The sequence below is a fragment of the Pseudomonas sp. RA_15y_Pfl2_54 genome, from assembly GCF_963971015.1.
Taxonomy (GTDB): Bacteria; Pseudomonadota; Gammaproteobacteria; order Pseudomonadales; family Pseudomonadaceae; genus Aquipseudomonas; species Aquipseudomonas baetica_A.
The window spans coordinates 38,795-61,287 of the sequence record NZ_CAXAPN010000005.1; the positions used below are offsets into that span (position 1 = coordinate 38,795).

The following is a 22,493-nucleotide window of genomic DNA, read 5'->3' on the forward strand; positions in this document are numbered from 1 at the left end:
TCATATCCATAGGGATCACGAAGCTCGTCGATGCAGGCTGAGTGCCATGCGCCGACTTACGACAAATCAACAAGTTGGACCCTGGATTTGCGCAGTGAAGACAACCCCGTGGGACTGCCTCGGAAAACGCCGGATGCTACCACAATCGCCGCCACGCACCTATCCCCCACAAGCGCATGGAGCATAGTTAGTTGGCCGGTAATCGCCTGAAAGGGGGACGAGAGACGCTTAGAGCCTCTTCGAATGCAGAATCGGAGGCTTGTTTACGTATGTTTATTGACTTTTAAGGCCCCATCGCTGACAAGCCAGCGATGGGGCCCTTTGAGGCACAACAGCCCGTTAATGCAGGCGTTTGCGACACATCAACTGGGCCATTTTCGCGGTATCCGGACGCTCGACGATGCCCTTCTCGGTAACGATCGCGTCGATCAGATCCGCCGGCGTCACGTCAAACACCGGATTGAACGCCTCGACATCTGCGCCGACACGCTTGCCGCCCACCTCCAGCAACTCGGCGCCGTCACGTTCCTCAATCGGGATGTCATCACCACTGGCCAGGTTCATGTCGATGGTCGAACTCGGCGCCACGACCATGAAACGCACGCCGTGGTGCATCGCATTGACCGCCAGTTGATAGGTGCCGATCTTGTTCGCCACGTCGCCGTTGGCGGTGATCCGGTCAGCACCGACGATTACCCAGGTCACACCTTTGGTTTTCATGATGTGTGCGGCGGCAGAGTCGGCATTAAGGGTCACCGGGATACCTTCATTGACCAACTCCCAGGCCGTCAGGCGCGAGCCTTGCAGCCACGGGCGGGTTTCGTCGGCGTAAACGCGCTCAACCATACCTTCAAGGAACGCCGCACGAATGACACCCAGCGCTGTACCGAATCCGCCCGTCGCCAGCGCGCCAGTGTTGCAGTGGGTCAGAATCGCCTGAGCATTGCCCTGATGCTTACGAATCAGGTCGACACCCAGTTGCGCCATGGTCAGGTTGGCTTCGCGGTCACTTTCATGAATTGAGATCGCCTCGGCTTCCAGTGCCGCCAGCGGATCGGCATTGTCTTTCAGGCGCTCAAGCCGATCACGCATGCGGCCCAGCGCCCAGAACAGGTTGACCGCGGTCGGACGAGAGCCGGCCAACAGCGCGAAGTCCTCTTCCAGCACCGCACGCCAATCGCCACCCTCGACAATCCGCGCACGAGCCGCGAGCACGATGCCATAGGCGGCACTGATGCCGATGGCTGGCGCGCCACGCACCACCATTGAGCGAATCGCCTCGGACACGCCGGCGGCGCTGGTGCAGGCGATCCAGGTTTCCTCGAACGGTAAAATACGCTGATCCAGCAGGTGGAGCGCGCCGTCTCGCCAATCGATGGCCTTCACTTTCTCCGCAGCCAACAGTCGATCGCGCATCCCTAACCCCGCACTCATGAACAAAAGCCGCCGATTATAGCGATCCCCCCGCGAAGACGCTCGGGTATACTTCGCCATCCTTTACAAAAGCACTGGAACCGACCCTCGATGCCGAAACCTGCCATTGCGCTCGACTTACTATTGCTGCCGACCTGGCTGGTACCCGTCGAACCTGCAGGCGTTGTGCTTAAGGAGCACGGTCTGGGCATCCGCGACGGTCGCATCGTGTTTATCGGCCCGCGCGCCGAAGCATTGAAGTGTAACGCCACACAAATCCGCGAATTGCCGGACATGCTGCTCAGCCCCGGTCTGATCAATGCTCACGGCCACGCCGCAATGACACTGTTCCGCGGTCTGGCCGATGACTTGCCGCTGATGACCTGGCTGGAAAATCACATCTGGCCAGCCGAAGCCAAATGGGTCGATGAAGATTTTGTCCGAGACGGTACTGATCTGGCCATCGCCGAACAGATCAAGGGCGGCATCACCTGTTTCTCGGACATGTATTTCTTCCCGAAAGTTGCCAGCGAGTGCGTGCACAAAAGCGGCATTCGCGCGCAGATCGCGATTCCTGTCCTCGACTTCCCGATACCCGGCGCCAGCAACACTGATGAAGCCATTCGTCAGGGCGTCGAGTTGTTCGGTGATCTGAAGCACCACGAACGGATCAAGATCACCTTCGGCCCCCATGCACCCTATACCGTCAGCGACGAGAACCTCGAGAAGATCCGCGTGATTGCCGAGGAACTGGATGCATCGATCCACATGCACGTCCACGAAACCGCCTTCGAAGTGCAGCAAGCTGTCGAACAACGCGGCGAGCGGCCACTGGCCCGCCTCGGCCGCCTGGGCCTGCTTGGCCCGCGCTTCCAGGCCGTACACATGACCCAGATCAGCGATGACGATCTGGCGTTACTGGTAGAAAGCAACACCAGCGTGATCCACTGCCCCGAATCGAACCTCAAACTGGCCAGCGGTTTTTGCCCGATCGAGCGATTGTGGCAGGCGGGTGTGAATGTGGCTGTCGGCACTGACGGTGCGGCGAGCAACAATGATCTCGACCTGCTGGGTGAAACCCGCACTGCCGCGCTGCTGGCCAAGGCCGTCGCCGGCTCTGCCACCGCGCTGGACGCCCACCGCGCCCTGCGCATGGCCACACTCAATGGTGCCCGAGCGCTGGGGATCGAAGCGCAAGTCGGCTCGCTGGAAATCGGCAAAGCCGCCGACATCGTCGCCTTCGACCTGTCGGGCCTGGCGCAGCAACCAGTCTATGACCCGGTTTCGCAGCTTATATATGCCACCGGCCGCGACTGCGTGAAACACCTGTGGGTTGACGGTAAGCAACTGCTCGACGACCGGCGCCTGACACGCCTGGATGAGGCACAACTGGGCGCCACCGCCCGTGCCTGGGGCCAACGCATCAGCGGCCACACCGAATCGTAAACACTGCGCATAACCTGCGCAGCTACAGCCTTTTTCAAGTTTTAGAGGAATGGAACATGAGCAACGTCGACCACGCCGAAATCGCCAAATTCGAAGCCTTGGCCCATCGCTGGTGGGACCGTGAAAGCGAATTCAAACCGCTGCACGACATCAACCCGCTGCGGGTCAACTGGATTGACGAACGGGTCAACCTGGCCGGCAAGAAAGTGCTCGACGTCGGTTGCGGCGGCGGCATCCTCAGCGAAGCCATGGCCCAACGCGGTGCCACCGTAATGGGCATCGACATGGGCGAAGCGCCTCTGGCGGTCGCGCAATTGCATCAACTGGAATCCGGCGTCAGCGTCGATTACCGCCAGATCACCGCCGAAGCTCTGGCCGAAGAAATGCCCGAGCAGTTCGACGTGGTCACCTGCCTGGAAATGCTCGAACATGTGCCGGATCCATCGTCGGTCATTCGCGCCTGCTTCCGCATGGTCAAGCCCGGCGGTCAGGTGTTCTTCTCGACCATCAACCGCAACCCGAAGGCCTACCTGTTCGCCATCATCGGCGCCGAATACATCATGAAGTTGCTGCCGCGTGGCACCCACGACTTCAAGAAATTCATCCGCCCGTCCGAGCTTGGCGCCTGGAGCCGCATGGCCGGCCTGACCGTCAAGGACATCATCGGCCTGACTTACAACCCGCTGACCAAGCACTACAAGCTGGCCAACGACGTTGACGTCAACTACATGATCCAGACCCTGCGCGAGGAATAAGCCGATGGTCATCAGAGCAGTCCTTTTCGACATGGACGGCACCCTGCTCGACACCGCACCGGACTTCATCGCCATCTGCCAGGCGATGCGCGCGGATCGTGGCTTGCCGCCAATCAACGACAAGCACATTCGCGACGAGATCTCCGGCGGCGCCAAAGCCATGGTTGCGGTGACGTTTTCGATGGACCCGGAATCGCCGGGGTTTGAAGAGTTGCGCCTGGAATTCCTCGAGCGCTACCTCGTCGGCTGCGCGGTGCACAGCAAGCTGTTCGACGGCATGGCCGAACTGCTGGCTGATATCGAAAAGGCCAACTTGATCTGGGGCGTGGTGACCAACAAGCCGCTGCGCTTCGCCGAGCCGATCATGCAGCAGTTGGGACTGGCCGAGCGTTCGGCGCTGCTGATCTGCCCGGATCATGTCAAAAACAGCAAGCCGGATCCGGAGCCGCTGATCCTGGCGTGCAAGATGCTTGATCTGGATCCGTCGACGGTTTTGTTTGTGGGCGATGATCTGCGCGATATCGAATCCGGGCGCGACGCTGGCACCAAGACTTGCGCGGTGACGTTTGGCTACATCCATCCCGACGACAACCCGCGGCATTGGGGCGCGGATGTGGTGGTGGATCATCCTCTGGAGTTGCGCAAGGTGCTCGATAGCGCGCTCTGCAGTTGCTGAGACTTGACGCAGAGCGTCATTGGCTGCTTTCCCATGCGGAGCGTGGGAATGATCTGACTCTTGATGAGGTTTTTTATGTTTGATTACACAGCTCGTCCCGAATTGCTCAAGGACCGGGTCATTCTGGTCACCGGTGCCGGTCGTGGCATCGGCGCGGCTGCCGCGAAAACCTACGCTGCCCATGGCGCAACCGTTTTGCTGCTGGGCAAGACTGAAGCCCATCTGACACAGGTCTACGACGAAATCGAAGCCGCCGGGCACCCCCAGCCAGCGGTGATTCCGTTCAATCTCGAGACCGCCCTGCCGCATCAGTACGATGAACTGGCCGCAATGATCGAGGCTGAATTCGGCCACCTCGACGGCCTGCTGCATAACGCCTCGATCATCGGCCCGCGCACGCCCATCGAGCAGTTGTCCGGCGAAAACTTCATGCGTGTCATGCAGGTCAACGTCAACGCCATGTTCATGTTGACCAGCACATTGCTGCCGCTGCTCAAGCTGTCGCAGGATGCTTCGGTGGTGTTCACTTCGAGCAGCGTCGGACGCAAGGGCCGTGCTTATTGGGGGGCCTATGGCGTTTCGAAATTCGCCACCGAAGGCCTGATGCAAACCCTGGCCGATGAAGTCGACGGCGTGGCGCCAGTGCGCTCCAACAGCATCAACCCGGGCGGCACTCGCACCAGCATGCGCGCGCAAGCCTATCCGGGGGAAAATCCGCTGAACAATCCGACGCCCGAGGAAATCATGCCGGTCTACCTGTACCTGATGGGCCCGGACAGCACCGGCATCAATGGTCAGGCATTCAACGCGCAGTAATGCCATACGTCGCATTTGTAGCCGTGGCGGATTTCCGTCACGGCATGCATTAACCGTTAGTGGCCGTCACAATACAGTCAAATATCCAGCACACCTTAGTCTTCCGAAAAGCCAAGCTATTGATTCGTATAGCTTTAAATAAAACAGAACTGAATGGCACGACTTTCGCTCTAATTTTCCTCAAAGCATGCCGTGTGAAGGCAATGGGGCAAGACCTGATTCGATAGCTCACTAATCGTCATCAGGCAGACTAGACTTACACCAAATGTCCTACGGGACTGATGGATCAGTACGACACGCAGCCCATAGCCGCTCTCACCCAGCCTGTAAGACAGACTTACTGCTTAGGGGCTCACGCCATATGAAATCACCTTCCCAGACCAATGCAATTGACTTCGACAGTGCCAAATTGCAGCGCCTGGGTTTCGGTCAGCAGCCGCCTCTTCTGGAGCGGCCCGCCAGTCTTGCGCAATTGCGCCAGCAACTGAGCCTGCAACTGCAAACCAGTCTTGAACCGCAACGCATTCTCGGTCTGTTCTTTCGCGAGGCTCAGCGCCTTGTACCACTGGATGCCTTGAGCTACACGCATCAAGGCAGTGACCTGCGCCTGGAGTTCGGCGCCCGAGGCCATCACTCGGTCAGCTACAGCCTCAGCCACGAAGGCGAGCACATGGGTGAACTGGTATTCCGCCGTAATCAGCGCTTCAACGATCAGGAGCAGGGGCATCTTGAATCGCTGCTGTCGTCGCTGCTGTATCCGATGCGCAACGCCCTGTTATACCGCGCGGCGACCCAGAGCGCACTGCGCGACTCCCTCACCGGTGCCGGCAACCGTATTGCGATGGACCAGACCCTGCAACGCGAAATCGAGATGTCACGTCGCCATCTGCAACCATTGTCGGTATTGATGCTGGATATCGACCATTTCAAGCGGGTCAACGACAGTCACGGGCATAGCGCTGGCGATGACGTACTCAAAGCCGTTGCCGCCTCAATCAAAGGTCAATTGCGCAACGTCGACATGGTGTTTCGTTATGGCGGGGAAGAGTTCCTGATCCTGCTGTCCAACACCAGCCGGGAAGCGGCTGCTCTGGTCGGTGAGCGTTTGCGCTACGCCGCACAGGCTAATGAATATTACGCTGACGGCCAGTTGATCGAGCTGACGGTGAGCCTGGGTTGCTCGACCCTGCTGCCGGGTGAATCGGCAGAAAGCCTGCTGCGTCGCGCTGACAGTGCGTTGTATGTGGCCAAGCGTGAAGGCCGGAATCGATTGGCAATGGCGGGTTAGTTCTACCGAACGACCAAACAGTGTGGGAGCGGGCTTGCTCGCGAACAGGGTGTGTCAGTCAGCAGTTGCTAGACTGCGACACCGCTTTCGCGAGCAAGCCCGCGCCCACAGTTACATCAGCTTTCGACTACTGCCCTGCGTTCGCGCACCAACAAACGCTCGGATGTTTCGAGCTGCATGCAACGCTCCAAAAACAGATACATGTAGTCGTAGCTCTTGCAGATCGCCTGACGCAACTCGACCTGCAGGGCCTTGCTCGGATTCATGCCGGCCAGGGTGCAAATGATTTCCAGCGCCTCCCAAGGGTGGGCATCGTCATACTGCGCGTGCATCTTCAACCACTTCATCGCCCGCTTTCGATCTTCCTCCGGGAATGCAGCAGCATACACGCCAGTAGAACAAACCAGTGCCGACCACTCCCCGGTCGCGCCCTCGATTGCATAGTTGGTGGCCGCGATAGCCACGATCAGCGAGTCCGCCGAACTGGTGTGCCAGCACCAATGACTCAAGGCGTGCAGCTCGGGCGGCACATGCTGGGCCTGCAGATCTTCCAGGCTCACACCGTGCGCACGACTCCAGTGCACCCAGTAATCGGCGTGATTCAGCTCGACGCGGATATTGCGCATCAGCCAGCGCCGCGCCATGTCTTCACCGGGGTGACGGGCGAATTTGGTCTTGGTCAGGTTCTGCGCCATGTAAAGAGCGAATTGCTCAACCACCGGCCAACCCCCGATCAGGTACTGGCGCATGGTTTTGGCGCTGAGCTTGTTATCACGCATGCGCAGGTACAACTCATGTTCGACAACCCGGCGCTTGCTCTCGCTGCAATCCTCAATCAGCTGTTGTGCCCAGCCTGGATAACTTGCAGCTTCCATGAGCGGTCCGGCTCGGTTGAATGTGTCGATCACTGTTCGGCTCCTTTTGATTTGTGATTGTAAGGATCGGCGAGAGACTTCAACGGAACGTGCCAGGCGCTTTGAACAACAACGGCTGCGGTCTGGCGGGCCGACTTTGCAAACTGTCACAGGTAAACAATTGCGGTCGTTCGATGACATAACCCTGAGCGTAATCCACTCCAATTTCAAGCAATGCCTGCTCGATCTGGGTTGTTTCAACAAACTCGGCAATTGTCTGCTTACCCATGACATGCCCGATGTGATTGATCACTTCGACCATTGCTCGGTTAATCGGGTCGTCCAGCATATCTTTTACGAAACTCCCGTCGATCTTCAGGAAGTCTACAGGCAAATGTTTCAGATAAGCGAATGAAGACATTCCGGCACAAAAGTCGTCCAACGAGAAATAACAACCCAAGCCTTTGAGTTCATTAATAAATCTAATTGCACTGCCCAAGTTTGAAATTGCACTGGTTTCAGTAATTTCAAAACAAATCATTTCAGGCGGTATCGAATAGTTAACAAACTGTTCGCGCAGAAAGTGCAAAAACGCATCATCTCCTATAGTAATACCTGACAGATTAATCGCACACATCGCTAATGGGCCTTTATGCTCTTGTGCAATACATTGAGCAATTACCTTAAATACGTTTTGCACGACCCAGCGATCCAACTGGCTCATCAAGCCATAACGTTCGGCGGCGGGAATGAAACTGTCCGGCAGAATCATCCGTCCGGCCTCGTCATGCAGACGCAGCAGGATTTCAATGTGCCCACCCTTGCCGTCACTCGGCTTGAGCGGTGAGATTTCCTGGGCGTAAAGACAAAAACGGTTCTCTTCCAGCGCCATGTGCAGACGCTGGACCCAGGCCATTTCACCAAAGCGCAGCGACAGTTCGGAATCGTCAGCGTGGTAGACCTGCACACGGTTGCGGCCCTTTTCCTTGGCCATGTAACAGGCCATATCAGCAGCACGCAGCGAAGCTTCCAGCGTCGCCGGGGTTTGCACGACATGCACCAGGCCGATACTCACCGTGGTCAGGAATGGCCGCCCTTTCCAGACAAAATGCAGGTTCTGCACGGTCTGGCGCAGCGCCTCGGCAATTTTCTCCGCCGCTTGCGGCGCGCAGTTTTCCAACAGAATGCCGAACTCGTCACCTCCGAGCCGCGCCAGGGTGTCGCCCTCACGCAGCCCCGATTGCAGCAAGGTGCAAATGTGCCGCAGCAGTTCATCACCCGCGGCATGGCCGCAGGTGTCGTTGACCAACTTGAACTGATCCAGATCGAGGAACATCAGCGCATGCCGCCCGGACTGGCGCGAAAGGTTATGCAGCGCTTGCTCCAAGCGATATTCGAACTCACGGCGGTTCGCCAGCCCGGTCAGCGCATCATGGGTGGCCTGCCACGAAAGATTGGCGATGTATTGCCGTTCCTGGGTCATGTCGTGCAGCACCAGCACGGTACCGCTGACGTTCCCGGCATTGCGAATCGGCGCACCGACCAGCGTCACCGACAGCGTGCTGCCATCCAGGCGCTGAATCAGTTTGGAGTGTTCACTGCCGCCACTGAGATGGCCACTAAGAATATGTTCGATCAGGGTCAGGCCTTCGGCCTGGGCATTGTCGTCAAGCAAGTTGAACAGCGCCGCCAGCGGCAGACCGGCTGCCTGCTCGGCCTTCCAGTGGGTCATGGCTTCGGCGGCGGGGTTCATGTAATCGATGGCGCCGGAAACGTCGGTGGTGATGACGCCATCGCCAATCGACTGCAGCGTGACATGCGCCCGATCCTTCTCCAACTGAAGGGCCTGGGCAAAAGCATGGCGTTGTTTGAGCAGTTTGTGCGTGCGCCATAAAGCCAGCACGATAAGCCCCAGCGCCGTGGCCAGGTTGGTGAACAAGAGCAGGCGCAAGATCATCCGCGAGCCTTCACCCAGGGCATCACTGAACGCTTTCGCCGCCGGGGTCACGCCATCGTTGATCGCCAGAATCCGCGTCTTCCAGCGCCGGATATCGGCACTGCTGGCAGTGTTCTGCAAGATGCTCTGGTGCATTTCGCGCGCCACGTCATTGAGTTCGACCAGATAAGCGTCACCCACCGTCCAGCGGTCGATTGCGGTTTCCAGATAACTGAAATGGCGGAAGTTGAGGTACAGCCAGATCAGGCTGGGGACGTCGTCCGGGTGGTTGCCGCCCTTGAGAATGCCTTCGCGTGCAGCGGTCAGGTCCGGCGGTTGGTGATCCAGTGCCAGGCGCAGCTCATGGCCGCCCTGAGGCACGGCAATCGCCTTTTTGTACTTGAGAAAAATCGTTTCGTCACGACTGTCGGCGTACAGATTGAGGTAGTAAATGGCGTCTTTCTGCCCCTTGGACCAGAGGCTCTCACCCGCGACATAACCGCGAACGGCCGACAGCACGTAAAGACTCATCCCTCCCAATAAAGCCTGAAACAACACGACAGCAATGAATGGCCAGACGATGCCCAACAACCGTGGCGTTCCGAGAGTCCGCTTCTGATTCATGAGGTCCCTTGCGCAAGCACTGCCAGATATACACCGGGAAATACCGCTCCTGACAGCTCAGCCTAGGCTAATTTTCGGCATGTCGAAGCGACTGCTAGGCCGTCTTCACTGCCGATTGCGCAACCTGCTGCCTGTCAACGCGTTTCGGAGTTTTTTATTTTAAGCAATTCAAACACTAAGCACACAAACGCGCAAAAAACTCAAGAGCACTATATCTGCTGCAAATGGCCATACAGTTTGGCGTACAGCCCGCCATCGGCAATTAACTGCTGATGATCGCCGTCTTCGGCCACTTGTCCGCCATCGAACACCACCACCCGATCCGCCTGTTTTACCGCCGACAAGCGGTGGGCAATGATCAGTGTGGTGCGACCATTGAGGAACCGCGCCATGGCTTCATGCAGGTTGTATTCGGTGGCGGCATCGAGGGCCGAGGTGGCTTCGTCGAGGATCACCACTTTGGGCTCGGCCAGGATCATCCGCGCAATCGCCAGACGCTGACGCTGCCCGCCGGACAGGCGCACGCCGGAGCGCCCGACGATGCTGTCGAGGCCGTCCGGCAAGGCACGGATAACGGGTTCGAGCTGGGCGATTTCCAGCGCCTGCCAACAGGCTTCGTCACTGCGTGTGCGCCCCATGGTCAGGTTGGCGCGCACGGTGTCGTTGAACAGCGCCGGATGCTGCAACACCACCGCAACGTTTTCCCGAACGATCTCCAGACCGATTTCCTGCTGGGTCGACCCACCGAAACGGACGGTGCCCGCGAGCGGCGTGTACAACCCCAACAGCAATTGCACCAAGGTACTTTTGCCACCGCCACTGGCGCCAACAATCGCGACTTTTTCGCCGGGCGCGATAGACAGGTTCATCTGATCCAGCACCAGCTCATCGCCGTAACCGAAACACAAGCCCTGCACTTCAATACCGACGGTTTCGCGCCCTTTGAACGGGTCGACACCCCCCGGATATTGTGGCTCATCGGCACGCGCCAGCAATTCGTTGACCCGCGCCAGCGCACCGCCCGCCGCGTAGTAGGCGTATTGCAGATTCAACAACTGTTCGACCGGGCCAATCATGAACCACAGGTAACTGAACACCGCGAGCATCTGGCCAATCGACAGATCGGAAAACAACACGGTGAGCATCGCCGCCGCGCGGAAGATGTCGATGCCGAACTGGAACAGCAAGCCACTGGCGCGGTTGGACGCGTCGGTTTTCCACTGCGAATTGACCGCGTAGTTACGCACTTCCTGTGCCCGCAGACCCAACCGCCCGAGGAAATAGCCCTGACGGTTACCCGCTCGCACTTCCTGGATCGAATCGAGGGTTTCGCTCAGCGCCTGAGTGAAGCGCGCGGTGCTGTCGTTCTCGAGTTTTTTCAGGTGTTTGACCCGCTTGCCCAACTGCACCGTGGCGTAGATCACCAGCGGGTTGAACAACAGAATCAGCAGCGCCAGTTTCCAGTGCATCCACATCAGAATGCTTGCTGTGCCAACCAGAGTCAGCATCGCCACCAGAAAACGGCTGAGGGTTTCGCCCACAAACTTGTCGAGGGTGTCCAGATCGGTGACCAGGTGCGTGGTCACGGTCCCGCTGCCCAGGCTTTCGTATTCGCCGAGGGAAATGCGTTTGAGGCGTTCGATCAGCCGCACACGGATGCGGTAGACGATGTCTTTGGCCAGACGCGCGAAGAGTCGCGCCTGCAACACGCCAAAACACAGGGCGCTGCAGCGCAGGGTCAGCGTGACCACCAGCATCAGGCCGATGTAGCCCGCCGCTTGCTGCCACATCGACGGCAGCACCTGATTCATGACTTTCAGCGCGGCGTCGCCGTGGCCGAGCAGCACTTCGTCCACCAGCAAGGGCAGCAATAATGGAATCGGCACGCTGCACAGCGTCGCCAGCACGGCCACGCCGTTGGCGATCCACAGGGATTTTTTATGATGCAGTGCCAAGCGCCGGACTTCTGCCCAGCTCAGCCGGTCGACACGCTTTACGGCTGGCGTGTCATCGGCCAGGTCAGGCACAGGCTGCGCGCTCCAGCCAGCGACCGAGCAACGGCGACAGCTCGCTGAGCGGTTGATAGCCATTGGTCAGCAGCGCCAGTTGGCCATTGCGTTCGGCCAGCAACGTCGGGAACCCGGCGATGCCCAGATCCTGCACCCAATTGAAATCCGCCGCCGTGGCTTCGTGCTGATCGGCGCGATCAAACAGTGCGGCAAATTCGATCCGTGGCACGCCAGCCTGCTCGGCCAGTTCCACCAGCACGCTGGCTTGGGTGACGTCGCGGCCTTCGGTGTAAAACGCCTGCTGAATCAGTCCGACCAATGTCCACGCACAATCCGGCGCCAGGCTGCGTGCGGTGACGATCGCACGGCAGGCAGGCTCGGTGTCGTAGACAAAACCATCGGGCAACGCGCCTTCAAACTTGAATGGCTGGCCGGTGGCCTCGGTCACTGCCTGCCAATGCTCGAGAATGTAGCGTCGAGTGGTCGGCTCCAGCGCCGAACCGCTGCCGGTACGCAACCCGCCAACGACAAGGTGCAACTCCACCCCGGCCGCCTGGGCCTGCTCGACCAGAGCCTTGGCCACCGGGGCAAACCCCCAGCACCAGGAACACATCGGATCCATCACGTAGAGCAGGCGCGCAGACATGGTTAAGCCTCGGTGGATGCTTGCTTGTAGTTGTAGCCGATCGGGTGCGGCTGGTTGCGGGCCTTGGCCAGTTCGATCTGCTTCTGCCGATCGATGGCGCTGCGGCGGGTTTTCTCGCTCAGCGTGTCCCAGCAATGCGGGCAACTGACGCCGGCGACGTAATGCTCGCTGGCGCGATCTTCAACGCTGACCGGCGTGCGGCAGGCATGACATTGATCGTAGTCGCCTTCGCTGAGGTCGTGACGCACGGTCACACGGTTGTCGAATACAAAGCAGTCGCCCTGCCACTTGGTTTCTTCCTGCGGCACCTCTTCGAGGTACTTCAAAATGCCGCCCTTGAGGTGGTAAACCTCCTCGAAACCTTCGCCGAGCATGTAGCTCGAGGCTTTCTCGCAGCGGATACCGCCGGTGCAGAACATCGCGACCTTCTTGTGTACGGCCGGATCGAAGTGTTCTTTGATGTAGTCGGGGAATTCGCGAAAACTGGTGGTTTTCGGATCGATGGCACCTTCGAAGGTGCCGATCGACACTTCGTAATCGTTGCGCGTGTCGATCAACAGCACTTCAGGGTCGCTGATCAACGCGTTCCAGTCTTGCGGATCAACGTAAGTACCGACTTTTTTGTTCGGGTCGACGCCTTCGACACCGAGGGTGACGATCTCTTTCTTGAGCTTGACCTTGGTACGGTAGAACGGCTGCTCGTCGCAGTACGATTCTTTATGATCGATGTCGATCATGCGCGGGTCATTCTTGAGCCAGGCGAGCAGGCCGTCGATGCCTTCGCGAGTACCGGAAACCGTGCCGTTGATGCCTTCTTCGGCAATCAACAGTGTGCCTTTGATGCCGTTGTCGACCATCGCTTGCAGCAGTGGCTCGCGCAGGTTGACGTAATCTTCGAGGGTGACGAACTTATACAGTGCCGCCACGACAATAGGTTGTGTCATGGGTATTTCTCCAGGTGGCTACCCTCGCAAAGGGTGAACCGGATGCGAAAAAAAACGCGCCGGGTGAGCGGCGCGTTGCGGATTCTAGCAAAAAAGCAGCTTCGAGCGGCTAGCTTCAAGCGGCCAGCCATGAACAAGGCGCCGTTAACTTGCAGCTTGCTGCTTGAAGCGTATAGCTACCCTCCTCCAGCACAGGTCGGCGACGCCGGGGCGGCGCCAATCTCTGCCCATTCCTGTGGGGTATAGGTGTGCAGCGCCAACGCATGGAACTCGCCCATCAACTCGCCGAGCGTGCCGTAGATTTTCTGGTGGCGCTTGACCCGGTTCAGGCCTTCGAACTGCGCACTGACCACCACAGCCTTGAAGTGGGTCTGCAACCCGCGACTGTGCATGTGGCTTTCATCCAGTACTTGCAGATGCTCAGGCTGTAACAGGCCCAGCGTTGATTCGATGCGTTGTTGCATGGTCATCGCGAACTCCGCTTACGGCTTTTTCTTGGCCGGAGCAGCGCCTTTCGGTGCCAGCTCGCTGGTCATGTCTTCCAGCAGTTTGTTGACGACAGGCACTGCGCTTTCCAGTTTGGCCTGAGTCATCTGGGCCGATTGCTGGGTCAGTTGCGGCATTTTTTCCAGGACTTTCTTGCCCAGCGGCGACTGATAGAACGCTACCAGGTCTTTGAGCTCGGATTCGCTGAAGTTGCTGGTGTAGAGCTTGACCATGTCCGGCTTGAGCTTTTTCCAGCCAATGGCTCGATCCAGGGCGGCGTTGGCCTTGGCCTGGTAGGTTTCCAGCGTGGCTTTCTTGGATTCCGGGGCCTTGGTCTGTTCAAAACGCTGGGCGAACATCTGCTGAACCTGCATGTAAACCGGAGTGCCCAGTTTGTCAGCGTGCGCCAGGGTCAGGAAAGCTTCGGCACTGGCGTTGTGGCTGGCGGTATCGGCAAGCACCTGGCCGCTGGCGCAAACCAGTGCTACCGCGGTACAGATGGCACGAAGACGAGTCATCGAGTTTCCTTTTCAGCTAAGCGAGGTAAAACCCCAAGGGCGCTCATTCTGCGCCTAACAATCGCTGCGGCTCAACCCCCCGGCCCTTGCCACACTGGATTGACCGGGTTTTACCGGTCAACAATCGGTTAGAGGGAACCACCGGGGCCGAAGCCGGCCTAAACTGCGCAAACAGACCAACAGGAGTGTGCATGATGAGCCGTATCGAAACCGACAGCCTGGGCCAGATCGAAGTCCCGGACGACGCCTACTGGGGTGCTCAAACGCAACGCTCGCTGATCAACTTCGCCATCGGTCAGGAACGCATGCCGCTACCAGTGCTGCACGCTCTGGCCCTGATCAAGAAAGCCGCCGCCCGCGTCAACGACCGCAACGGCGACCTGCCCGCCGACATCGCCCGTTTGATTGAGCAAGCCGCCGACGAAGTGCTCGACGGCCAGCATGACGACCAGTTTCCTTTGGTGGTCTGGCAGACCGGCAGCGGCACCCAGAGCAACATGAACGTCAACGAGGTGATCGCCGGTCGCGCCAACGAACTGGCTGGCAACCCGCGCGGCGGCAAAACGCCGGTGCACCCCAACGATCACGTCAATCGCTCGCAAAGCTCCAACGACTGCTTCCCCACCGCCATGAGCATCGCCACGGTGAAGGCCGTGCAGGAGCAATTGCTGCCGGCGATTGCCGAGCTGTCCGGCGGCCTTGCGGAACTGTCGGCGCGGCACATGAAATTGGTGAAAACCGGCCGCACGCACATGATGGATGCCACGCCGATCACCTTCGGCCAGGAGTTGTCCGGTTTTATCGCGCAATTGGATTACGCCGAACGGGCGATCCGCGCCGCGCTGCCGGCAGTGTGCGAGCTGGCGCAAGGCGGCACTGCGGTGGGTACCGGGCTCAACTCACCCCATGGTTTTGGCGAGGCGATTGCGGCAGAACTGGCGGCGCTGTCCGGTCTGCCTTTCGTCACCGCGCCAAACAAATTTGCCGCCCTTGCTGGCCACGAACCACTGACCAGCCTTTCCGGCGCGCTGAAAACCCTCGCCGTGGCGCTGATGAAAATCGCCAATGACCTGCGTCTGCTGGGCTCAGGGCCGCGTGCCGGTTTGGCTGAAGTGCGCTTGCCTGCCAACGAACCGGGCAGTTCGATCATGCCCGGCAAAGTTAACCCGACCCAGTGCGAGGCGTTGTCGATGCTCGCCTGTCAGGTATTGGGCAACGACGTGACGATCGGCATTGCCGCCAGCCAGGGCCACTTGCAACTGAACGTGTTCAAACCGGTGATCATCCACAACCTGCTGCAATCGATCCGCCTGCTGGGCGATGGCTGCAGCAACTTCCAGCAGCATTGCATTGCCGGGCTCGAGCCGGATGCCGAGGTCATGGCCAGACATCTGGAACGGGGGCTGATGCTGGTGACCGCGCTGAACCCGCACATCGGTTACGACAAGTCGGCGGAAATCGCCAAGAAGGCCTACAACGAGGGACTGACCCTGCGTGAAGCGGCGCTGGCGCTGGGTTATCTGACGGATGAAGAGTTCGATGCGTGGGTGCGGCCGGAAAACATGATCGAGGCGGGGGCCAAGGGCTAAGCCTTGTAGCGTTTGAAAAATAAGCTTCGCGAGCCAGCCCACTCCCACATTGGAATGCATTTCCTTGTGGGAGCCGGCTGGCTCGCGAAGAACGATGACGCCGTTTAGCTGGCTGCCATCTTCATCCGCCGTGCCTTGAACCCGGCAATCAATGAAGGCCCCAACGCCACCAGCGCCGAACCGAGCACGACCAGCACCGCCCCGCCATAGCCCAGGGCATTGATCTGCTCGGCATGCACATACTGCGGCCATATCCCGGCCGCTATCGCGACCGCCCCGAACGTCACCAGCGGTGTAATCGCCAACGTCGCACTGACCCGCGACGCCTCCCAGTGCGCCAGCGCTTCAGCGAACGCGCCATAAGCGATCAGCGTGTTCATGCAGCACGCCAGCAATAACCAGCGCTGCACCGGGCTCAGTTGCAGCGCCTCGAGCGGATGCACCCAAGGGGTGAGCAGCAACGCGCAGAACAGATAAATCACCATCATGACCTGCAGCGAATTCCACACCGTCAGCAATTGCTTCTGGCCCAACGCGTAAAACGTCCAGACGGTCGACGCCAGCAACACCAGCAATACGCCAGCGGTGTAGTCCGACAGCGAGGTCAGCAGTTCGGCCAATCGCTGATTGAAGAACAACACAAAACCGATCAGCAACACCGCCAGCCCCATCCCCTGGCCGATGCTGAAGCGCTCCTTGAACACAAACAGACTGGCGATCAGCAGCATGATCGGCCCCATCTGCACCACCAGTTGCGCCGTGCCGGGACTGAGCAGATTCAGCCCCGTCAGGTACAACACGTAGTTACCCACCAGCCCCAGTACCGCCATGAGCACCAACCAGCCACCCTTGGGGCCCAGCACCTTGCGGCTCGGCAGCCGCTTGACCGAGGCCAGATAAATGAACAGACACCCGCCGGACACCAGCAAGCGAAACCAGGTCACGGTGATCGGATCCATCACCTGCAACACCTGTTTGAGTTTGATCGGCAGGATGCCCCACAGAAACGCAGTCAGCAGCGCCAGGCATAAACCGTAAACCCAGCGACCGGATGAAATGTGCATGCGAACCTCAAGGCCTGCTGACGAGAGCCCTCATTCTAGGCGCGCCACCGACGGCGACACAGGGACAGTTGGGGCCTGGGCGCGAATAAAACTGTGCAGGTCGCCGTATTAAATTGACGCGCCCCCGTTGATCGGCTGAGCGGGCGGCCCAAGTGATTCAGGCATAAGCTTTTTGAATCACTTGGCCGACAAGAACCCTCAAGGAGCCCCGTCATGTTAGGCATGCGTAGGCAAGACCCCGCCCCTGCCACACACTTTCGCAGCGACCGGGTGTGTCGGGTCAACGGTGAACTGTTCTTCAGCACTCGGGAAAATACCCTTGAGGGGCCGTTCGAGAGCACTGAACAGATAGACAAAGAAATACAGGCTTACATTGCGCGAATGCAGCTTATGAGCTGAGACACATAAACCGAGTCACGTCATTCGCGAGCAAGCCTGCCACAGGGTTGTGTGGTGAACACCCTCTAACTGTCTTAACGCACCGCCTCAAACAACCCCGTCGCGCCCATCCCGCCGCCCACGCACATGGTGACGATGCCGTAACGCAGGTCACGCCGCTGCAACTCACGCACCAGGTGGCCGACCTGCCGTGACCCGGTCATGCCGAACGGGTGACCAATGGAAATCGAGCCGCCATTGACGTTGTATTTCTCGTTGTCGATTTCCAGCCGGTCACGGCTGTACAGGCATTGCGACGCAAACGCCTCGTTGAGTTCCCACAAATCGATATCAGCCACCTGCAAGCCCTTGGCTTTGAGCAGTTTGGGCACCGAGAACACCGGGCCAATGCCCATCTCGTCGGGCTCGCAACCGGCCACGGTGAAGCCACGGAAAAACGCTTTCGGCTTGAGCCCCAGTTGCAGGGCTTTTTCCAGACTCATCACCAGCGTCATCGAGGCACCGTCGGACAGTTGCGACGAGTTGCCCGCCGTCACCGAACCGTCTTCGGCAAACACAGGCTTGAGGCCCGCTAGGCTTTCATAGGTGGTGTCGGGGCGGTTGCAATCGTCACGATCCACGATGCCATCGAGGATCTGCACATCACCGCTGTTCTTGTCTTCGACGCGATACTTGACCGACATCGGTACGATTTCATCGTCGAACAGCCCGGCCGCCTGAGCCTGCGCGGTGCGCAACTGGCTTTGCAGGGCATAGCGATCCTGCGCTTCACGGCTGACACCATACCGCCGTGCCACCACCTCAGCGGTCTGACCCATCGTGTAATAGATGCCCGGCGTTTGTTGCTTGAGCAACGGGTTGATCAGGTGATCGGTGTTGACGCTTTTCATCGTCAGGCTGATCGACTCGACGCCGCCGGCAACGATGATGTCGCTGCAACCTGAAGCGATCTGGTTGGCAGCCATTGCAATCGCCTGCAACCCGGAGGAGCAGAAACGATTGAGGGTCATGCCGGCGGTGCCAGTGCCCAGACGCGAGAGCACCGCTACGTTGCGGCCGATGTTGTAACCCTGGGCACCTTCGTTGGAGCCGGCGCCGACGATGCAATCCTCGACACTGGCCGGGTCGACGTCGTTACGCGTCAGCAATGCGTTGACGCAATGGGCCGCCATGTCATCGGGGCGGGTCTGGTTGAACTTGCCGCGAAAGGATTTGGCCAGGCCAGTCCGGACGCTGTCGACGATCACCACTTCACGCATGGCATACCTCATTGTTGTGGTCGGTCGAGAGTGGACCTGAGCATAAGTCCACCGCATCAACGACCGCGACAATCATTCACCTCGCGTATGCGGATCTATTGGCTCAGTCCTTGTGCTTTTTCGCGTGTTTGTCGGATTTCTCGAACGCTTCTTCCAGCGCACGGTTGATGGTGCGCAATACTTTGATCCGCGCCCAACGTTTGTCGTTGGCCTCGACCAGCGTCCATGGGGAGATCTCGGTACTGGTGCGATCAACCATGTCACCGACTGCGGTGCGGTACTCGTCCCACTTGTCGCGGTTGCGCCAGTCGTCTTCGGTGATTTTGAAGCGCTTGAACGGGATCGCTTCCCGCGCCTGGAAGCGCTCCATTTGCGTGTCCTTGTCGATGGCCAGCCAGAACTTGACCACGATCACCCCGGCATCGGCGATCTGCTCTTCAAAGTCATTGATTTCACCGTAAGCACGCAGCCAGTCGGCCGGGGTACAAAAACCTTCGATGCGCTCCACCAGCACCCGGCCGTACCAGGAACGGTCGAACACGGTGAACTTGCCGCGCGCCGGCAAATGCCGCCAGAAACGCCACAAATAAGGTTGCGCCCGCTCCTCTTCGCTCGGTGCGGCAATCGGCACGATGTTGTACTGGCGTGGATCAAGCGCTGCCGCGACCCGCCGAATCGCCCCGCCCTTGCCCGCGGCATCGTTGCCTTCGAACACGGCCACCAGCGCATGGCGGCGCATACGCTTGTCACGCATCAGCCCGGACAGCCGCGCCTGTTCGGTGATCAGTTGCTCCTCGTAATCTTCCTTTTCCAGACGCTGGGTAAGATCGAGGCTGTCGAGCAAACCCTTATGATCGACGGGGGCGCCCAGCGGCGCTGCGTTGACCTCCTGGGCATGAATCTGCGAACGCTTCAACGCGTTTTGCAGCCCCTCAAGCAGAATATTGCCAACCGCCAGACTGCGATAGTTGGCGTCCATGCCTTCGATGACATGCCATGGCGCGTAGTCGCGACTGGTACGGCGCAATATGCGCTCGCCGTATTTGACGAACTTGTCGTAGGTTTGCGATTGCTGCCAGTCCAACGGGCTGATCCGCCAACTGTGCAACGGGTCGTCGGCCAAGGCTTTGAGCCGCGCCTTCATCTGCTTCTTGGACAGGTGAAACCAGAACTTGAAGATCAGCGCGCCTTCATCGCAGAGCATTTTTTCCAGACGCTCGGCGGCGCCGATCGCCTGATCCAGACGCGGGTTCTTGAACAGGCCATGCACCCGTCCCTGCAACATCTGGCTGTACCAGTTACCGAAGAAAATCCCCATCCGCCCCTTGGCCGGCAGCATCCGCCAGTAACGCCACGCCGGAGGTCGGGCCAGCTCTTCATCGGTCTGCTGATCGAACGTACGCACCTCGATCAGCCGTGGATCCATCCATTCGTTGAGCAACTTGACCGTCTCGCCCTTGCCCGCGCCTTCGATGCCGTTGATCAAGACAATCACCGGGAAACGCTTTTGCTGCTGCAACTCGAACTGGGCATCGAGCAACGCTTCGCGCAGCGCCGGGACGGCGGCCTCATAGGTTTCTTTGTCGACGGCGTGACCGATTTCAGCGGATTCGAACATAGGACAGCTCCTTCCAGGATTGAGCAAGACTAGCGGATTGGGCACAAGGACGGCGCAGAAATTCCCGCGGGCGGCGGATTGTCATCGAGTCGTCGGCGCCAAGCCTTGCCACGGATCAAGCACCCTGCGCGCGATCGGCTAGAATGGCGACCTTGTCGTTGCCGAGCCTGCCATGAAAGCCGTATTGCCCCACGCCCAACTCGACTGGGATGAACAGGGACGCCCGCGTTCGCGAGTGTTTGATGACGTGTATTTTTCCGACCAGTCAGGTCTGGATGAAACCCGTTATGTGTTCCTCGAACAGAACCGTCTGGCCGAACGTTTTACTGCGTTGCCAGCGCATGGACACCTGGCCATCGGTGAAACGGGCTTCGGCACCGGGCTGAATTTTCTCTGCGCCTGGCAGTTGTTCGAGCAACACGCCACTGTCGGTGCCCGACTGCATTTTGTCAGCGTCGAAAAATACCCGTTGAGCCCGGCCGATCTGAAACGCGCCCTGGCGTTGTGGCCAGAACTCAAGCCGCTGGCTGATCAATTGCTGACCCATTACGTGGCGATCCATCAGGGCTTCCAGCGCATCACACTGGCCAATGGCCGAGTGACATTGACGCTGCTGATCGGCGATGCGCTGGAGCAATTGCCGCAACTGGACGCTCGGATCGATGCGTGGTTTCTCGACGGATTCGCCCCGGCGAAAAACCCGCAGATGTGGACCGCCGAACTGTTCGCTGAACTGGCTCGGCTGGCGGCGCCAGGCTCGACCATCAGCACGTTCACCAGCACCGGTTGGGTGCGGCGTTTGCTCAACGCCGCCGGCTTCAAAATGAAGCGCACGCCGGGCATCGGGCACAAATGGGAAATCCTGCGCGGCGAGTTCCTCGGCTGGCCGTCGGAGGTGACCCCGCCTGCCCCGGAAAAACCCTGGTTCGCGCGCCCCGCCCCCACGTCCGGTGAACGTCGGGCACTGGTGATCGGCGCAGGCCTTGCCGGTTGTGCCACCGCGGCGAGCCTCGCGTCACGCGGCTGGAAAGTGAGTTTGCTGGAGCGCCACGAGGCCGTGGCACAAGAAGCCTCGGGCAATCCGCAAGGCGTGCTGTATCTGAAACTGTCGGCCCATGGCACGGCGTTATCGCAACTGATCATCAGCGGCTTCGGTTACACCCGACGCCTGCTCGAAAGCCTGCAACGGGGCACCGATTGGGACGATTGCGGCGTGCTGCAACTGGCGTTCAATGCCAAGGAAGCCGAGCGCCACGCGCAGCTGGCCGCGGCGTTCCCGGAGGATCTGTTGCAGTGGCTCGATCAGCCCGAGGCGCAGGCCCGCGCCGGTGTCGGCCTGGACCACGGCGGTTTGTACTACCCCGAGGGTGGCTGGGTGCATCCGCCCGCGCTGTGCCAGGCGCAGGCCACACAACCGAACATCGAACTGCTCAGCCACCGTGAGGCGCTGGAACTGCGCAAGGTCGATGATCAGTGGCAAGCCTTCGACGGCGACCGCTTGCTTGCCAGCGCGCCTGTCGTGGTATTGGCCGGTGCTGCCGAGATCAAGCGTTTTGCGCAAAGCGCCGAGCTGCCACTCAAGCGCATTCGCGGGCAGATCACCCGCCTGGCGCAGACTGAACAAAGCCAGGCGTTGACGACGGTGGTGTGTGCCGAAGGCTACGTCGCCCCCGCGCGACGGGGTGAACACACCCTCGGTGCCAGCTTCGATTTCAACAGCGACGACCTGACCCCGACCACCGCCGAACACCAAGGCAATCTGGCGATGCTAGAAGAGATTTCCAGCGATCTGGTCTCTCGCCTGCACATCAGCGAACAGGCGGTCGAAACCCTTCAAGGCCGCGCCGCCTTGCGCTGCACCAGTCCCGACTACCTGCCGATTGTCGGCCCGCTCGCCGACCGCGCGGCGTTCATTCACGCGTACGCGGCGCTGAGCAAGGATGCCCGGCAAGTACCGGACATCGCCTGCCCGTGGCTCGACGGTCTATACGTCAACAGCGGCCACGGTTCACGCGGTCTGATCACCGCGCCGCTGTCTGGCGAACTGCTCGCCGCCTGGCTGAACGACGAACCGTTGCCCTTGCCAAGAAGCGTGGCCGAGGCCTGTCACCCCAACCGTTTCGTATTGCGCCAACTGATTCGCGGCAAATAGA

At 59.6% G+C, this 22,493-nt stretch carries 19 protein-coding genes; 8 read left to right on the forward strand and 11 right to left on the reverse strand.

Annotation, left to right across the window (positions count from 1 at the left end):
• Positions 1-339: 339 nt before the first annotated feature.
• Positions 340-1,416 (reverse strand): S-methyl-5-thioribose-1-phosphate isomerase, encoded by a 1,077-nt coding sequence (mtnA, locus tag AACY50_RS05015; RefSeq protein WP_339431145.1) that lies wholly within the window; start codon positions 1,414-1,416, stop codon positions 340-342.
• 108 nt (positions 1,417-1,524) lie between these two features.
• On the opposite strand from mtnA, the gene AACY50_RS05020 reads away from it, so the two are divergent.
• The 5 genes from AACY50_RS05020 to AACY50_RS05040 all read left to right on the forward strand — a co-directional run bounded on the left by AACY50_RS05020 (position 1,525) and on the right by AACY50_RS05040 (position 6,394).
• A complete protein-coding gene (locus AACY50_RS05020) occupies positions 1,525-2,859 on the forward strand; it encodes a TRZ/ATZ family hydrolase (RefSeq protein ID WP_339538258.1) in 1,335 nt (444 codons plus the stop codon).
• A gap of 56 nt (positions 2,860-2,915) precedes the next feature.
• A complete protein-coding gene (ubiG, locus tag AACY50_RS05025) occupies positions 2,916-3,614 on the forward strand; it encodes a bifunctional 2-polyprenyl-6-hydroxyphenol methylase/3-demethylubiquinol 3-O-methyltransferase UbiG (RefSeq protein WP_339431143.1) in 699 nt (232 codons plus the stop codon).
• A gap of 4 nt (positions 3,615-3,618) precedes the next feature.
• A complete protein-coding gene (gene mupP, locus AACY50_RS05030) occupies positions 3,619-4,290 on the forward strand; it encodes an N-acetylmuramic acid 6-phosphate phosphatase MupP (RefSeq protein WP_339431142.1) in 672 nt (223 codons plus the stop codon).
• A gap of 75 nt (positions 4,291-4,365) precedes the next feature.
• Positions 4,366-5,106, forward strand: coding sequence for a YciK family oxidoreductase (locus AACY50_RS05035; protein ID WP_339431141.1), 741 nt, complete (start codon positions 4,366-4,368; stop codon positions 5,104-5,106).
• Between the two features lie 361 nt (positions 5,107-5,467).
• A complete protein-coding gene (locus AACY50_RS05040) occupies positions 5,468-6,394 on the forward strand; it encodes a GGDEF domain-containing protein (RefSeq protein WP_339431140.1) in 927 nt (308 codons plus the stop codon).
• 116 nt (positions 6,395-6,510) lie between these two features.
• On the opposite strand, the gene AACY50_RS05045 is transcribed toward AACY50_RS05040, so the two are convergent.
• The 7 genes from AACY50_RS05045 to AACY50_RS05075 form a co-directional block, all read right to left on the reverse strand.
• A complete protein-coding gene (locus AACY50_RS05045; RefSeq protein ID WP_260455454.1) occupies positions 6,511-7,269 on the reverse strand; it encodes a TenA family transcriptional regulator in 759 nt (252 codons plus the stop codon).
• A 79-nt stretch (positions 7,270-7,348) separates the two neighbouring features.
• Positions 7,349-9,808 (reverse strand): EAL domain-containing protein, encoded by a 2,460-nt coding sequence (locus AACY50_RS05050; RefSeq protein ID WP_339431139.1) that lies wholly within the window; start codon positions 9,806-9,808, stop codon positions 7,349-7,351.
• Positions 9,809-10,017: 209 nt separating this feature from the next.
• Positions 10,018-11,835 carry an ABC transporter ATP-binding protein gene (locus AACY50_RS05055; RefSeq protein WP_339493579.1) on the reverse strand — a complete coding sequence of 606 codons (1,818 nt, stop codon included), beginning with the start codon at positions 11,833-11,835 and terminating at the stop codon, positions 10,018-10,020.
• Entirely contained in the window at positions 11,828-12,430 is a 603-nt protein-coding gene (locus AACY50_RS05060; protein ID WP_339431269.1) for a DsbA family protein, read from the reverse strand. The genes AACY50_RS05055 and AACY50_RS05060 overlap by 8 nt, the downstream gene beginning before the upstream one ends.
• Positions 12,431-12,465: 35 nt before the next feature.
• On the reverse strand, positions 12,466-13,407 hold the full coding sequence (gene trhO, locus AACY50_RS05065; protein ID WP_339464827.1) for an oxygen-dependent tRNA uridine(34) hydroxylase TrhO: 942 nt from the start codon (positions 13,405-13,407) through the stop codon (positions 12,466-12,468).
• Positions 13,408-13,583: 176 nt separating this feature from the next.
• Entirely contained in the window at positions 13,584-13,877 is a 294-nt protein-coding gene (locus tag AACY50_RS05070) for a BolA family protein (protein WP_339431136.1), read from the reverse strand.
• A gap of 12 nt (positions 13,878-13,889) precedes the next feature.
• Entirely contained in the window at positions 13,890-14,411 is a 522-nt protein-coding gene (locus AACY50_RS05075) for a DUF2059 domain-containing protein (RefSeq protein WP_339538260.1), read from the reverse strand.
• A gap of 194 nt (positions 14,412-14,605) precedes the next feature.
• On the opposite strand from AACY50_RS05075, the gene AACY50_RS05080 reads away from it, so the two are divergent.
• A complete protein-coding gene (locus tag AACY50_RS05080) occupies positions 14,606-16,000 on the forward strand; it encodes a class II fumarate hydratase (RefSeq protein ID WP_339431134.1) in 1,395 nt (464 codons plus the stop codon).
• Positions 16,001-16,104: 104 nt separating this feature from the next.
• On the opposite strand, the gene AACY50_RS05085 is transcribed toward AACY50_RS05080, so the two are convergent.
• Entirely contained in the window at positions 16,105-17,064 is a 960-nt protein-coding gene (locus AACY50_RS05085) for a DMT family transporter (protein ID WP_339538261.1), read from the reverse strand.
• 213 nt (positions 17,065-17,277) lie between these two features.
• Here AACY50_RS05085 and AACY50_RS05090 point away from each other — a divergent pair, with 213 nt between their 5' ends.
• Positions 17,278-17,463: a DUF6316 family protein gene (locus AACY50_RS05090; RefSeq protein WP_339431132.1), complete on the forward strand. Its 186-nt coding sequence runs from the start codon at positions 17,278-17,280 to the stop codon at positions 17,461-17,463.
• 74 nt (positions 17,464-17,537) lie between these two features.
• On the opposite strand, the gene AACY50_RS05095 is transcribed toward AACY50_RS05090, so the two are convergent.
• Positions 17,538-18,722: a thiolase family protein gene (locus AACY50_RS05095; protein WP_339431131.1), complete on the reverse strand. Its 1,185-nt coding sequence runs from the start codon at positions 18,720-18,722 to the stop codon at positions 17,538-17,540.
• A gap of 103 nt (positions 18,723-18,825) precedes the next feature.
• Positions 18,826-20,340 carry a polyphosphate:AMP phosphotransferase gene (gene pap, locus AACY50_RS05100; RefSeq protein WP_339431130.1) on the reverse strand — a complete coding sequence of 505 codons (1,515 nt, stop codon included), beginning with the start codon at positions 20,338-20,340 and terminating at the stop codon, positions 18,826-18,828.
• A 172-nt stretch (positions 20,341-20,512) separates the two neighbouring features.
• Here pap and mnmC point away from each other — a divergent pair, with 172 nt between their 5' ends.
• On the forward strand, positions 20,513-22,492 hold the full coding sequence (gene mnmC / locus AACY50_RS05105) for a bifunctional tRNA (5-methylaminomethyl-2-thiouridine)(34)-methyltransferase MnmD/FAD-dependent 5-carboxymethylaminomethyl-2-thiouridine(34) oxidoreductase MnmC (protein ID WP_339538262.1): 1,980 nt from the start codon (positions 20,513-20,515) through the stop codon (positions 22,490-22,492).
• Position 22,493 lies beyond the last annotated feature (1 nt).